Source organism: Kribbella koreensis, assembly GCF_039525325.1.
Classification (GTDB): Bacteria; Actinomycetota; Actinomycetes; order Propionibacteriales; family Kribbellaceae; genus Kribbella; species Kribbella koreensis.
The window spans coordinates 202,134-216,174 of the sequence record NZ_BAAAHK010000005.1; the positions used below are offsets into that span (position 1 = coordinate 202,134).

14 protein-coding genes are annotated in these 14,041 nt (G+C 67.6%); 6 read left to right on the forward strand and 8 right to left on the reverse strand.

The window, feature by feature from the left end; all coding sequences use genetic code 11:
* Window positions 1–55: 55 nt before the first annotated feature.
* From ABD116_RS12030 to ABD116_RS12040, 3 genes are all read right to left on the reverse strand, one after another.
* The gene (locus tag ABD116_RS12030) at window positions 56–679 is read right to left on the reverse strand and encodes an HAD family hydrolase (protein WP_343968086.1); all 624 of its coding nucleotides are present in this window, start codon (window positions 677–679) and stop codon (window positions 56–58) included.
* Window positions 679–1,281 carry a transcriptional regulator gene (locus tag ABD116_RS12035; protein WP_343968088.1) on the reverse strand — a complete coding sequence of 201 codons (603 nt, stop codon included), beginning with the start codon at window positions 1,279–1,281 and terminating at the stop codon, window positions 679–681. The genes ABD116_RS12030 and ABD116_RS12035 overlap by 1 nt, the downstream gene beginning before the upstream one ends.
* 245 nt (window positions 1,282–1,526) lie before the next feature.
* Window positions 1,527–2,075, reverse strand: a complete 549-nt coding sequence (locus ABD116_RS12040) for a hypothetical protein (protein WP_343968090.1) — start codon at window positions 2,073–2,075, stop codon at window positions 1,527–1,529.
* Between the two features lie 123 nt (window positions 2,076–2,198).
* Between ABD116_RS12040 and ABD116_RS12045 the strand changes: the two genes are divergently transcribed.
* Window positions 2,199–3,758, forward strand: a complete 1,560-nt coding sequence (locus tag ABD116_RS12045) for a PEP/pyruvate-binding domain-containing protein (protein WP_343968092.1) — start codon at window positions 2,199–2,201, stop codon at window positions 3,756–3,758.
* On the opposite strand, the gene ABD116_RS12050 is transcribed toward ABD116_RS12045, so the two are convergent.
* The 3 genes from ABD116_RS12050 to ABD116_RS12060 form a co-directional block, all read right to left on the reverse strand.
* Window positions 3,730–4,917, reverse strand: a complete 1,188-nt coding sequence (locus ABD116_RS12050) for a hypothetical protein (RefSeq protein ID WP_343968093.1) — start codon at window positions 4,915–4,917, stop codon at window positions 3,730–3,732. The two genes, ABD116_RS12045 and ABD116_RS12050, sit on opposite strands and share 29 nt — an antisense overlap.
* Window positions 4,914–5,066, reverse strand: coding sequence for a hypothetical protein (locus tag ABD116_RS12055; RefSeq protein ID WP_343968095.1), 153 nt, complete (start codon window positions 5,064–5,066; stop codon window positions 4,914–4,916). The genes ABD116_RS12050 and ABD116_RS12055 overlap by 4 nt, the downstream gene beginning before the upstream one ends.
* Window positions 5,067–5,155: 89 nt before the next feature.
* Window positions 5,156–6,019, reverse strand: a complete 864-nt coding sequence (locus ABD116_RS12060; RefSeq protein ID WP_343968097.1) for a DUF72 domain-containing protein — start codon at window positions 6,017–6,019, stop codon at window positions 5,156–5,158.
* Window positions 6,020–6,159: 140 nt separating this feature from the next.
* Between ABD116_RS12060 and ABD116_RS12065 the strand changes: the two genes are divergently transcribed.
* Both ABD116_RS12065 and ABD116_RS12070 read left to right on the forward strand, forming a co-directional pair.
* Window positions 6,160–6,729: a hypothetical protein gene (locus ABD116_RS12065; RefSeq protein WP_343968099.1), complete on the forward strand. Its 570-nt coding sequence runs from the start codon at window positions 6,160–6,162 to the stop codon at window positions 6,727–6,729.
* A 12-nt stretch (window positions 6,730–6,741) separates the two neighbouring features.
* Complete coding sequence (locus ABD116_RS12070) at window positions 6,742–7,707, forward strand: winged helix-turn-helix domain-containing protein (protein ID WP_343968101.1); 966 nt, start codon at window positions 6,742–6,744, stop codon at window positions 7,705–7,707.
* A 55-nt stretch (window positions 7,708–7,762) separates the two neighbouring features.
* On the opposite strand, the gene ABD116_RS12075 is transcribed toward ABD116_RS12070, so the two are convergent.
* Complete coding sequence (locus tag ABD116_RS12075; protein ID WP_343968103.1) at window positions 7,763–8,842, reverse strand: inositol-3-phosphate synthase; 1,080 nt, start codon at window positions 8,840–8,842, stop codon at window positions 7,763–7,765.
* 10 nt (window positions 8,843–8,852) lie between these two features.
* Complete coding sequence (locus ABD116_RS12080; RefSeq protein ID WP_343968105.1) at window positions 8,853–9,434, reverse strand: PadR family transcriptional regulator; 582 nt, start codon at window positions 9,432–9,434, stop codon at window positions 8,853–8,855.
* A 222-nt stretch (window positions 9,435–9,656) separates the two neighbouring features.
* Between ABD116_RS12080 and ABD116_RS12085 the strand changes: the two genes are divergently transcribed.
* From ABD116_RS12085 to ABD116_RS12095, 3 genes are all read left to right on the forward strand, one after another.
* Complete coding sequence (locus ABD116_RS12085) at window positions 9,657–11,153, forward strand: short-chain fatty acid transporter (RefSeq protein ID WP_343968107.1); 1,497 nt, start codon at window positions 9,657–9,659, stop codon at window positions 11,151–11,153.
* Between the two features lie 112 nt (window positions 11,154–11,265).
* Window positions 11,266–13,497, forward strand: a complete 2,232-nt coding sequence (locus ABD116_RS12090; protein WP_343968109.1) for a transglycosylase domain-containing protein — start codon at window positions 11,266–11,268, stop codon at window positions 13,495–13,497.
* Window positions 13,498–13,564: 67 nt separating this feature from the next.
* Window positions 13,565–13,933, forward strand: a complete 369-nt coding sequence (locus ABD116_RS12095) for a hypothetical protein (RefSeq protein WP_343968111.1) — start codon at window positions 13,565–13,567, stop codon at window positions 13,931–13,933.
* Window positions 13,934–14,041: the final 108 nt, after the last annotated feature.

Genomic DNA, 14,041 nt, shown 5'->3' on the forward strand with positions numbered 1-14,041 from the left:
GGGACCTCGAGTATCTCCTGACCCAGGGCTCGTCGTAGTTCCTCGGCCCGGTTACTCAGGCTGGTGGGGGCAGTTCGATGCCGTGTTCACGGAGCAGCGCGAGAAGTGGGTCGTGGCCTTGGCTCAGGTCCCATCGTCCGGCGGCGAGGCCGGCCCGGCTTGCGCCCTCGACGTTGGCGGCGGTGTCGTCGATGAACAGGATGGTCGATGGGTCGGCGGCGATCCGGCGGGCGGCCTCGACGAAGAAGGCCGGGTCGGGCTTGGCGACACCGAGGTCATAGGAGTAGCAACTGACGTCGAAGAGTTCGTCGTAGCCGAGAGTCGTGCGCATGTGCCCACCTCGGTACTTCTCCTGGTTCGTGCCCAGGTGGACGCCATAACCCTCCTGCCGAAGGGCTTCCACGATCGCGAACGACTCGTCGCTCGGAACGATCCGATGCCACACGTCCCGGTAGACGACCTCGACCGGAGTCTCCACCCCGTACTCCGCGAGCGTTGCCGCCAGCAACGGCAGGTAGTCGCCCTCTCCGGCGAGCATCGGCAGCTCTTCCTTCCAGGTTCGATGCAGGAACTCGCGCGCCTTGTCGCCGAGATACGGCTCCATCGCGGCGTACCAGCCACCGGGCATGTCCTGCAGAACCCCGTCGGCATCGAAGAGCACGTGCCGGATCGGTGCCATCAGTGCGTGCCCCGAGTCAGACCGAGTGTGGCGATCAGGTCCTCGTGCAACTCGAACCACACGGTGTGACAGGAGTCAGCCCCCGTCCGATCGACCCAGCTACCGTCCCCCGCGCGCACCCGGCTCAGCGCTGCCGCGAATCTGTCGTCATACCCGTCGAGCCGCTCCAGGACCGCACCGATCTGCTCCGAGATCTTCCGCAGTGAGTCGCCCAGCGCGCCCAACTCGTCGACGACCCGCCGATCCCAGTCCAGGTCGGTGTGATCGTTGAACGCCAGCGCGTCGCTCGCTGTCGGCCGCAACTGCCAATCGGTACAAGCCTGTTGTAGCCGCCCGTTGAGCGGCAGAAAGTCCGAGTACGCCTGCTGAATCGCGGCTCGCCCACCCACCTGGTCGAGTTCGGCGGCGAGCTGTCGCGCATTCTCCGCCCGCCCAGCCTCCGTCAGCGACCAACCACGAGATCCGGCGAACTCACTCCACGCAACCCACCCGAACGCCTGCGAATCAAGCAAGAACTCCGCCGCCACATCCACCTCGAGCCCGAACCGCCCGGCAACCGCAACCTCGTCCCCGAACCCCTTCAACCGAACCGCATGCAACACCAACAACCCCGCCGAGGAACGCCCACCAACTCCGCCCGAAGCACCACCAACTCCGCCCGAGGTGCCGCCAACTCCGCCCGAAGTAGCACTGGCCCCGGTCGAAGTGCCGCCAGCTCCGGCTGAAGTACCACTGGCTCCGCCCGAAGTGCCGCCAGCTCCGGCCGAAGTACCACTGGCTCCGGCCGAAGTACCACCAGCTCCGGCCGATGCGCCGCTGGCGCCGGCTGGCGGGGGCCCCGGGGTGGTCATGGTGCGAGTCCCTCGGTCGATCGGCCGCTCCGGGAGGTGAGGCGGTCTAGGCGTTGCTGGCAGGCCTGCGGTGAATTCAGTCCGAGTGCCTGGGCCATCTGAGCCCAGGTCAGCCCGAGCCCCCGCGCCGCGAACAACAACCCGGTCTCAAGCTGATCGATCTCCGCCCGAGCCGCCGGCAACAACTGCAGCGCAGCCACCACCGCCCGCGTCATCTCGTGACCAGCACTGCTCTGACCAGAACTGCCCTGATCAGCACCCGCCTGATCAGCACCGACCTGATCAGCACCGGCCTGACCAGCACCGATCTGAGCAGCACCGGCTGGCTCGCCCCATGGCGCGGAACTCGACCGCCACAGGAAGAACTGGATCAGATCGACCGCAGATGGCGGCATCGCCCCAACCTGCCACGGCCGCCGCCCCAGCTGATCAGCCCCGACCGCCAACAACTGCTCCCGGGCATCCCGCTCCCGCGCGGCCTGCCGCTGATCACTCGCCGACTCGTCCACACCCTCATTGCGCTGCACCCCGAAACGGTCCATCATCAACAAAAGGTTGTCAACATTCTGTTGAAGTTAAGCCGCAGAAGCTCCGCTCGTGAGGACGGGTCATCGCGAGGGAGCACCGAGATCCGATCGCTGGCCGACTGTCCCGGAGGGAAGCACGCGTTGATCATCCCGCTCACCGAAGCCACGCCGGAGAACGCCGGCGCCAAAGCAGCTGCGCTGGGCCGCCTGATCCGCGCGGGCTTCCCAGTCCCCCCAGGCTTCGTAATCCCCAACGCCGCCCACCGCTCCGCCACCACTCATCCCAACCAGTCCGTCTCCGGCACCGCCCACGACACCGGCACCGCCCACGACACCGGCACCGGCCACGACACCGACACCGGCCACGACACCGGCACCGGCACCGGCCACGACACCGGCACTGGCACCGGCTCCGGCACCGGCTCCGGCACTGGCACCGGCACTGGCACCGGCTCCGGCACCGGCACTGGCACTGGCTCCGGCACTGGCACTGGCTCCGGCACTGGCACTGGCTCCGGCACTGGCACTGGCTCCGGCACTGGCACTGGCTCCGGCACTGGCACTGGCTCCGGCACTGGCTCCGGCTCCGGCACGGCACACGGCGCTGGTGTCGGCCATGGGTGTCGGGATGCGGTTGTGCGGGGGTGGTTGGTGGAGGAGTTGGGTGGGGTGTTGGAGGTGCTGGGGGAAGCGCCGGTTGCGGTGCGGTCGTCGGGTGGTGGTGAGGACGGTGAGGAGGGCTCGGCTGCGGGGCAGTACGACAGCTATCTGGCGGTCGAGGGTTTGGCTGCGGTCGTCGCGAAGGTTCAGTTGGTGTGGGGCTCGTTGTGGAGTCGGCGTGCGGTCGCCTATCGGCTGCGTCACCCCGGACAAGCACCAGAGATCGCGGTGATCGTGCAGCGGCATATCGATGCGGAGGTGGCCGGGGTTCTGTTCACTGCTGATCCTCGGACGCCAGGTGGCGCGGCTGTGGTCGAGGCGTCGTGGGGGTTGGGGGAGAGCGTGGTGCAGGGATTGGTAACGCCCGACAGCTTTGTGGTGCAGGCCGATGGGGAGATTGATCGGCGGTGTGGCAGCAAGGGCGTCAGGCGGGATCGGGGGGCTGGTGGTGATGGTCACGGCGTTGTCTCCAGTGAAGTGCCGGTCGAGCAGCGGGAGGAGTTGTGTTTAGGAGACGAGCAGGTCAGGCGGATCGTGCAGCTGGGACAGCAGGTTGCCGAGCTGATGGGTGGGCCGCAGGACATTGAGTTCGCGATGGAGAACGATCAGGTTTGGCTCCTGCAGGCTCGGCCGATCACAGCTCCTCTCGATGCCACGGATCAGCCGCGACGCGAAGCGAGACATCAGCCGCGGCAGACGGACGATGAGCCTGTACTCCGCGGAGTCGCCGGCAGCCCGGGAACGGCGTCCGGGCCAGCGCGGTTGATCCATGGGGTCGAGGATTTCGGGCGGGTCGAGGCGGGGGACATCTTGGTGTGCCGGTTCACCGATCCTGCGTGGACGCCCCTGTTCGGAGTGGTCGCCGGAGTGGTGACCGAGGTCGGTGGGCGGCTGTCGCATGCGGCGATCGTTGCGCGGGAGCATCGGATTCCTGCTGTGCTTGGGGTTTCGGGCGTGATGAGCGTGGTCGAGGACGGACAGGTGATCACGGTCGTGGGGGATCAGGGCACGGTCAGCGTTCCAGGTCTCTCACGCTCGTAGCTGTGCCGGCCGAGGCGGTGGCCCTGATCGCGGCGGGTGGAGGGGCGGGCGTGGAAGCGGTTGGCGGGCTGATTCCGTCGAAGGCGTGTGCCGCGGCTTGGTAGGAATCGGCCGGGCTGAGCCGGTGGGTTGACGCGGACGTCCCGGCAGGTGTGGCTGGATCGCCCATGGGGGCGGCTGGCGCCGTCAGGTTGGGCGAGGCAGACAGAGGCGACGGCACGGCCTGGCTCGATGCGATGGAGATCGGCGGCGGGGTGGGGCGGCTCTGTGGAGCGGTCGGTGGGATGGGGCGGAGTGGGGTGGTGGGCATGGGCGGTGGGGACAGGTGGATTCGGGAAAGGCGTGGGGCGGGGGTGTAGTGGCGTTCGGCGGTGGCTAGTTCTTGGTGGAGGAGGGTGAGGGTTCTGGTGGTGGCGGCCTGGGAGCGGGAGGCGGCGAAGCCTCGAGGGAGGGGTTCGTAGAGTTCCAGGGCTTTGAAGGATGATCGCAAGGCCTGCTCCAGATGGAGGCGGACGGCTGGGGCCTGGTCGGGTGGGACCAGGTGGGGCAGCTGGGTGGAGTGGTAGATGCGGGTGACTGCCTGGTGCCATTGGCCCTCGGCGGTCTGGCGGTTGAGCAGGTCGAGGGTTTCGCCGGCGGGGGCGCCGGAGAGGCGGTCGAGGTCGGCGGCGAAGAGGCGGACGGCCGGGACGAACGCGGCGTACGACGGTTCGCCGCGGACGTGAAGGATGCCGGGGGCAACTTTGTCGATGCCGAGCTCGCGGATGTAGTCGTTCAGATGGTGGTGCGCCCAGGCCTCGGCGACGCCTTCCTCCAAGGCACGGCCGCCGGGGAGCTTGAAGGCCGCACGCGCCGCCTCCTGCGTGGCACCCGCAGGACCGAGGAAATGCGACTGCTCGTGCAGCAGCGTCACCAGCGCCTCGCGACAGCGGAGCAGCTCGGCCTCGGTCCGCGGCTCATCCGCTCGGTCGTAGAGATCTCGCAAGGGGTCGAGGATGTACTCGCGGTCGAGATGCAGCGTGCCGTCCCAGTGCGCGAGGCCGAGGATTCCTTCGCCGGCTTCGACGATCTCACCGTTCCAGGCGGTCTGGTCGGCGCCGCTGATGCGCAGCGCCGCCCACGCATGCTGCTCCAGCAGCTCCTCGAGCGAGGCGATCACGGTGCGAGCGCCAGGGCCATGCGGATCAGGGAGTCCACGGATCGTCGCAGGTTGACCTGCTCCTGTGGGTTCTCACAGGTCTCCGCGCGCCGGCGCAGGTCGGCGATCAGCAGCTGGGTGCGGATGTAGCGGTCTTCAGTGGATTCCATGGCTGTCCTCCCGGGAGATTGGTCTCACCGGGGAACATATGGATTTTCATCCCGCGTTCAGCCGCGGATTTCTCAGCTGTGGACAACCCTCAGAACAGGGTCGGCGGCTCCGCTGGAACCGCTACGGGCGGCGGCAGGACAGGTACCAGCTCAGGCACCCGCAAGCGGACGTCGTCGTAGAACCGCCGAGCCAATGCAAGTGCCTCGACGTTGTCCGGAGTGTGCAGGAAGACAGTCGGCGACCGCCCCTCCTGCAACCACACAGCGGTCTGATCCGCGAGGTACTGCCAGCCTGCGGCCGTCACCTCGACGTCGTCCCGCCCGATGTACCGCACGATCGGGTACTGCGTGAGCGCCCGCGTCCGGCGCGGCAACCGTGGCTTGTTCAGCCAGGCCTCCCGCTCGCCATAACTCGAAGCAGCCGTCTCGAACAGCGTCACCGTGTCGAAGGGCACCCACTCGGCCCCCACCCGCCCGAGCACCTGCTCCAACTGCTGCGTCGCCCGATCGTCGGCGAAGAACGCCGGATGCCGTACTTCGACCGCGTACCGGAAGCTCGAGGGCGCCCGCCGGAGAAACGCCGCCAACGCCCCCACCTCGGACGGACCGAAGGACGCCGGCAACTGAATCCACAACGCATGCGCGCGCGACCCGAGCGGCCGCATCGCCTCCAGGAACGCACGCAACTCCACGTCGGCCTGATCGTGCAGCCGCAGATCGTGCGTGATCACCTTCGGCAGCTTGAGCACGAAGCGGAAGTCCGGCGCGACCTGCGCGGCCCACATCTCCGCCGTCGCCCGTGCCGGCGTCGCATAGAAGGTCGTGTTGCCCTCGACCGCGTTGCACCAGGTCGCACACGCCTCCAGCCGCTCCGAGGCAGGCAGCGGATGCGGCAGGAACCGCCCGTTCCACGGCGTGTGCGTCCACATCGCGCACCCCACATGCAGCTGCATGAGGCAAGACGCTACCGAACCGCACCGACAACAAACGCCGACGTTTCGGCTGCCGCCGAATCGTGGCAAGGCCGGCGCCTGGACCCTGAGCCTTCCCTCGTGCCCCTCATCCGGACAGGACCTAGGAACAAGGAGTCGTCATGAACCGATCCGCCACCCGCCGCGCAGTAAGCCTGGTGGCCGCCGCGACCGCGGTCATCGCCATGCCGGGCGCCGCCAACGCCGCAACAGCGGCACACGACAGCACGGCAACCCACGACAAAACGGCAACCCACGACGACGCGGCAGTCCACGGCAGGACAGCGACGACACAGGCCAAGTCCTGCGCGCAGAAGTTCGACCAGGCGCAGCGGACCGACATGGAGTCGTTCCGCGACTTCGACCGGGACACCTGGCTCGCCGGTCACGACAAAGGCGTGGTGAGCATCGTCGCCGACGGTCGTGTCCGGGTCGGCCTCGATGCGGTCGCCGCGGCAAGCAAGCCACGCTTCATCAGCAAGGACTCGGTCTGGTCGTGGACCGAGCAGACGCGCAAGGTCGACGGCTGCAAGACCGGCTTCATCGTCTACACCACGAAGTACGCCATTCCGCGCCTCGACTACTGGTTCACTGCTGTCACGGCGGTGACGTACACGTACAAGCACGGCCGGTGGCTGATGGTTCTCGACCAGGGCACGCTGCTCGAAGAGCACGTCGGATCCGCCGGGTAAGAGGAGAGCACCATGATCGAGCTGGAGCTGACGGTGCCGGACCTCACCAAGGTCCGGTTCACCAGCGACGCGGTCTGGGAGACGACGGCGAGCCTGACCCTGATCAACCACCGTCAGCACTTCCAGCTGCACCGGCACCTGCAGCCCCGGGTGCCGCGCGACCCGGACTTCGACCTCGCGCTGCTGCTGGAGCTCACGCAGGCCGATCACTTCATCCCCGATCTCCTGGGTCCGATGCCGTCGGCCCGCCCGGCCCACCCGCTCGACCAGTTCGCCCGGCTCGCCACGACGGACGAGCAGGTCCTCGAGTCGGATCTCCGGGTACTACGCGAGCTCGGCTCGCGGATCGGGCGGATGCCCAGTCGCGAGTACGCCGAACGCACAGCCGAAGCCATGGCGGCGTACTGGACGGCAGTACTCGAGCCCCTCTGGGGACGCATCGAGGCGATCACCGGCGCCGACATCGCCCACCGATCCGTCGCCCTGGCCTCCGACGGCCTCGAACGAGCACTCGACGAGCTGCACGACGCAGTCACCTGGGCAGGAGACGGCCTAACCCTCGCGCTCGGCCAGGGACAGGTACGGCTGCCCTCCACTGGCCAGGGGCTCTGGCTGCTGCCACTGGTCTTCCGCGGGCCGGGTGTGATGCTCGCGGACAACTCAACCCCGCCAGTGATCGCGTACTCCGCACGCGGCGCCGGCCAACTCTGGGAACGCCCGGTCGAGTCGATCGTCGGCGGCCTCGACGCCCTCATCGGCCGCTCCAGAGCCGCCATCCTGGCGCACCTGAGCGTCCCACTCTCAACGACGGCCCTGGCCGAGTCCCTCCTCCTCAGTCCCGGCACTGTCAGCCAGCACCTCGCAGTACTCGTCTCAGCCGGCCTCTGCACCTCACGCCGAGACGGCAAACGAGTCCTGTACTCCCGTACCTCCCGCGCCGACCTACTCCTCGACATCGACGCTGCCCAAGCGCGCTGAAGGCCTCCCTGCTCAGGACGAGCAGGGAGGCCTTCCGTAGTACAGGGGGACTAGCTCAGCGCTCGACCTCGCCCTTGATGAACTTCTCCACCAGGTCGCGGCAGACGTCGTCGGCGTACTGCTCCGGCGGCGACTTCATGAAGTACGACGAGGCGGACAGGATCGGGCCGCCGATGCCGCGGTCCTTGGCGATCTTCACCGCGCGGATCGCGTCGATGATGATGCCGGCCGAGTTCGGCGAGTCCCAGACCTCGAGCTTGTACTCCAGCGACAGCGGGACGTCGCCGAAGTTGCGGCCCTCGAGCCGGATGAAGGCCCACTTGCGGTCGTCCAGCCAGGCCACGTAGTCGGACGGGCCGATGTGCACGTTGCGCGGGTCGATCTTGTCGACCAGCTGCGAGGTGACGGACTGGGTCTTGCTGATCTTCTTGGACTCCAGCCGGTCGCGCTCCAGCATGTTCTTGAAGTCCATGTTGCCGCCGACGTTCAGCTGGTACGTCCGGTCGACCGTGACGCCGCGGTCCTCGAACAGCTTGGCCAGCACCCGGTGGGTGATGGTGGCGCCGATCTGCGACTTGATGTCGTCGCCGACGATCGGCACGCCCGCCTCGGTGAACTTGTCGGCCCACTCCTTGGTGCCGGCGATGAACACCGGCAGCGCGTTGACGAACGCGACCTTGGCGTCGATCGCGCACTGGGCGTAGAACTTCGCGGCCTGCTCGGAACCGACCGGCAGGTAGCAGACCAGGACGTCGACCTGCGCGTCCTTCAGCGCCTTGACGACGTCGACCGGCGCCGCGTCGGACTCGGTGATGGTCTCGCGGTAGTACTTGCCGAGGCCGTCCAGGGTGTGACCGCGCTGCACGGTGACACCGCTCGGCGGCACGTCGCAGATCTTGATCGTGTTGTTCTCGCTGGCGCCGATCGCGTCGGCGAGGTCGAGTCCGACCTTCTTGCCGTCCACGTCGAACGCGGCGACGAACTCGACGTCGCGGACGTGGTAGTCGCCGAACTGGACGTGCATCAGACCGGGGACGCGCTCGTCGGGCTTCGCGTCGCGGTAGTAGTGCACGCCCTGGACGAGCGAGCTGGCGCAGTTGCCGACACCGACGATCGCTACGCGGATCGAAGTCATCTGGAACTCCTTAGTTGGGGGGTGGAACAGGCGGTTGGTGCTCTTCAGGGGGCCGCTGCCGGCTGCGTTCGCCGTCGATCAGCTCGTTCAGCCAGCGGACCTCGCGCTCGGCCGACTCCAGGCCGTGCCGTTGCAGCTCGAGGGTGTACGCGTCGACCCGCTCCGCGGTCCGGCTCATCGCGGCCCGGAAGTTGGCCAGCCGTTCCTCCATCCGGGCCCGTCGGCCCTCGAGGATGCGCAACCGGGTGGCCGGATCGGTCCGGCCGAAGAACGAGAACCGGACGCCGAACGTGTCGTCCTCCCACGCCGACGGTCCGGCGTCGTGCATCGCTTGCGCGAAGTGGTCCTTGCCGTCGGCCGTGATCGTGTAGACGATCTTCTGCCTCCGCCCGGCGTCGGTCGTACCGGCGTCGGCGGAGATCAGTCCGTTGCGGAGCATCGCCTTCAGACACGGGTAGAGCGATCCGAACGACAGCACGCGTCCCCAGCCGAACTGGGCGTTGACGCGCTTGCGGAGCTCGTATCCGTGCATCGGCGCTTCGTGCAACAGGCCGAGTACGGCGAGTTCCAGGACCCCGCTGCGGTTTCCCATGACCCACCTCCCTCGACCATTTTGTCATGGTTTGTCATGACCTGATGTATCGAGTTGATACATCGCTCCGCCACTGTAAGCACGGCGGTCAGCTGTGGACAACTCCTGACAAAGACGGACTTTGTTAGCTATCCCACGACCCACTGCGGAAAAACCTGTTACGTCAGGCGCTGATCTGCGTTAATCAGCTGACACAGCGTCGTGGGTCAGGAGCGGAGGGTCATGGCGGACAGCCATGGGAAGCACGCGAAGCACGGCACCGAGGGCGAGGGCCCGTTGGCCCGGACCGCGCTGCGCTTCACCGCCTTCACCGAGAAGTGGTTGCCGGACGCGTTCGGATTCGTGCTGGTCGGCACCTTCGTGGTGCTCGTCTTCGGGCTGATCACCGGCGAGCCGCTGCTGAAGCGCCCGGACGACCCGGCCGCGACCAAGGGCTACGGTCTGGTCGACGCCTGGGGGCTCGGGTTCTGGAGCCTGATCACCTTCACGCTGCAGATGGCGATGATCATCATCGGCGGGTACGCCGTGGCCACCAGCGGCCCGGTCGCCCGGTTGATCACCAGGCTGGCCCGGATCCCCAAGTCACCCCGTACGGCGGTGGCCTTCGTCGCCGCGGTCGCGATGCTGGCGTCGTACCTCAACTGGGCCTTCAGCCTGATCTTCGCCGCCATCCTGGCCCGTGAGGTCGCCCGCAACGTGCCGAAGGCCGACTACCGGGCACTGGGTGCGATGGCGTTCCTGGGGCTCGGCACGGTCTGGGCGCAGGGGCTATCCGGCTCGGCCGCGCTGCAGGTCGCCAGCGCGAGTAGTAGCCCCGCGCCGGTGCAGGAGGTGATCCGGGCCGGCGGGCACGCCAGTGGGCTGATCCCGCTCAGCGACACGATCTTCACCTGGCAAGCGATCGTGGCGACGCTGATCGTGTACGCCGTGGGCGTGACGATGGCGTGGTTCGTCGCACCCGGGGAGGGCAACGCCAAGACGGCCGAGAACATCGGCATCGAGCTGCGACCGCTGATCGGGCGCGGTTCGGCGTACAACGGGAAGCGGGTGGACTGTGAGGACGACGAGCAGCGCCGACCGGGGGACTGGCTGGAGCACTCGCCGCTGTTCAGCCTGCTGGTCGTGCTGCTCGGTGCGATCTACCTGGTGCGGTACTTCGACGGCAAGAGCTTCTTCAACGCGCTCGACCTGAACACCGTCAACCTGATCCTGTTCCTGCTCGCCATGCTGCTGCACTGGCGGCCGTGGCGGATGGCGCGGGCCGTGCGCGACGGTGCGCCGGCAGCGGCCGGAGTACTGCTGCAGTTCCCGTTGTACGGCGGCATCTTTGGCATGATCGCGTACACCGGCATCTCGGCGAGGCTGGCCGGGTGGTTGGTGCAGGCAAGCAACCAGTTCTTCTTCCCGCCGCTGGTGGCCATCTACTCCTGCGTGCTGGGCGTGTTCGTGCCCAGTGGTGGCAGCAAGTGGGTGATCGAGGCCCCCTATGTGCTGGACGCAGCCAACCAGCTGCATGTCGACGCGGGCTGGATGGTGGTCGTGTACGACCTCGGAGAGGCCAGTGCCAACCTGCTGCAACCGTTCTGGATGCTGCCGACGCTGGCCATCCTCGGGCTCAAGGCGCGCGACATCATGGGCTACACGTTCACCATGTTCCTCGCCTGCTTCCCGGCCGCGCTGATCGCTGTGACGCTGCTCGCACCGCACGTGACCGGCTGAGTCGGTGCTGACCGGGTCAGGCGGCTACGATCCAAGGCGGAATAGGGACCGTTACCACATCCGCCGTACTCTGTGACGCAATGACTTCAGCGAGATCGTCGAGGATTGCACTGTGAGTGAAGGTCGTAGGAAGGCTCCTACCCGCGCACGCCGCAAGAAACACTGGGCACTGAGAGTAGCGGGCTGGTTGCTCGGACTGTTCTTCCTCGGTGTGATCGGCGTCGTCGCGGCCTTCTTCATCGGCTACCAGACGACCGACATCCCGGACCCCAACAAGGAGTTCGCGGCGAACACGACCACGGTCTACTGGTCCGACGGAAAGACGGTGCTGGGCACCTTCTACGACCAGAACCGGCGCTCGGTGCCGCTGGAGCAGATCCCCAAGTACGTCCAGGACGCGATGATCGCCGCCGAGGACCGGACCTTCTGGACCAACCCAGGCGTCTCGCCGTCCGGCATGGCGCGGGCCGCGTTCAACATCGCCAGGGGCCAGCAGTTGCAGGGTGGCTCGACGATCACCCAGCAGTACGTGAAGATCATGTACCTGACGCAGGAGCGGACCTTCTCGCGGAAGTTCTCCGAGCTGTTCATCGCCACGAAGCTGAGCCGGTCGCAGGACAAGAAGCAGATCCTCGAGGGCTACCTGAACACCATTTACTTCGGTGAGGGCGCGTACGGCGTAGCCGCGGCCGGCGAGGCGTACTTCAGCGTTCCCGACCCGAACAAGCTGAACGTTCCGCAGGCCGCCTTCCTCGCGACCGTACTGAACAACCCGACCCGCTTCGACCCGGACAACCCGGCGGCGCACAAGCGGATCCTCGAGCGCTACCAGTACGTCCTCGACGGGATGCGGCAGAGCGGCACGATCACGGACGCGCAGGCGGCGCAGTACGGCGCGAAGCTTCCGGTGATCAAGAAGCCGAAGAAGTCGGGCGGCAAGTACAAGGGCCCGAACGGCTACCTGCTCGACATGGCGAAGAAGGAGCTCGCGAAGCTGGTCCCGCAGGACCAGATCAGCGGTGGCGGTCTGAAGGTCATCACCACTTTCGATCGGGCCAGGCAGGGTGAGATGACCCGGGCCGCCCAGACCGAACTGCCCGAGAAGCGGAACAACCTGCACGTCGGCCTCGCCTCGGTCACGCCGGGGACCGGCCGGCTGGTCGCGATGTACGGCGGCCCCGACTATCTGAAGAGCCAGCTGAACTGGGCGACTGCGAAGGGCCGGCCCGGCTCGTCCTTCAAGCCGTTCGCCGTCGCGGCCGCGCTGCTGGACCAGCGCAGCATCTGGGACACGTTCCAGGGCGACAGCCCGATCGAGGTCAACGGTCAGGAACTGAACAACGAGTTCGACGACGACTACGGCGACGTCAACCTGTACCAGGCCACCGAGCAGTCCATCAACACCGCGTTCTACGACCTGATCGACAAGCAGATGGAGGACGGCCCGGCGAAGCTGGTCAACGCCGCCGAGGCCGCCGGAATCCCGAAGACCTCGGCGCTCGAGCGTGGGCGGAACAACCCGTCGACGGTGCTCGGTCCGGACCCGTACGCGGCGCCCGTCGACATGGCCAACGCCTACGCGACCTTCGCGGCCGGCGGGAGGTACGTCCCGCTGCACACGCTGAAATCCGTCACCGGTCCGAACATCAAGCCCTGGTCCGATCAGAAGGCCATCATCGAGAAGCAGGGCAAGCAGGCGTTCCCGCCCGAGGTCGCCAACATGGTCAACTACGTTCTGCAGAACGTGGTCGAGGGCAAGAAGGGCACCGGCGACCGGGCCCAGGAGCTCGACCGGCCGGTCGCGGGCAAGACCGGCACCGCCGGTGGTGTCGCCCTCGAGCACCGGAAGAAGAACGCAGCTTGCGACAACTGCCTGGAGGGCAAGGACACCTTGACCTCCTGGTGGGTGGGCTACACGCCGCAACTCTCCACCGCAGTGCTCTACCGGGCCGGCGCCAGCGGTGAGGGCGACCTCGACCCGTACAGCGACGACGAGGCGTTCTTCGGCGGCAACTGGCCGGTGAGGACGTGGCTGGCGTACATGGAGCCGGCCCTCAAGGGCCTGCCGGACGAGCCCTTCCCCGAGCCGGACCAGGACGCGCTCGAGGACAGCCCCGCGCCGCCGCCGAGCACGCCGCCGTCGTCGACCCCGCCGCCGAGCACGCCCCCGCCGAGCACCCCCCCGCCGAGTACCCCGCCGCCGAGCACTCCTCCGCCGAGCTCGCCGACGCCGCCGACCCCGACCAAGACCAAGACCACGAAACCGCCTGGCTGGCCGTCGATCCCGACCAAACCGACCAAGCCGACGAACACTCCGGAGACACCCGGCGGCGGCGGTCAGTAAGCCCCAAGAACGGCATCTCGAACCGAGGTGCCGTTCTTTCTTGTCCGGAGTGAGGAGCTGAATAAGGGTGGCGAAAGGGCCGGGGCTGGTGCGGCGGTTGGGTGGGTTGGCGGTTGGGTTGGCCGGGTGTGGGGTCGTGGTGGTCGGCGCGTTGATCTACGGGTTCTTCCTGCTCTCGGTCTACGAGCCGATCCTGCCTGCGAGTGAGGCCTGCGCGAACGCTCGGGGCGGCGTCGGCCGGGACTACGGCGGGGAGCCGACGACGACGCCGGGGGTGTTTCCGATCAGCTCGGTCTGCCTGTGGCCGGAGACCGGGGAAGAGCTGGAGTTGGTGTCTCGCGACGTGACCGTTCTGCCGTTGGTGGTGATGGGGATCGGGGTGGTCACGGTGGCCGCTGGTGGGGTGGTGTTCTGGGGACGGAGTGGCGGCCGGTAGGCCGAGCGGGCTGAGGGCGGCTTGTTCGACTGGGAAATGGGGGATGGGGCACGATGGGGGTGTGAAGGCGCCTAGGCGGAAGGTTGCGCAGCAGGGTTGCTGTGCGCA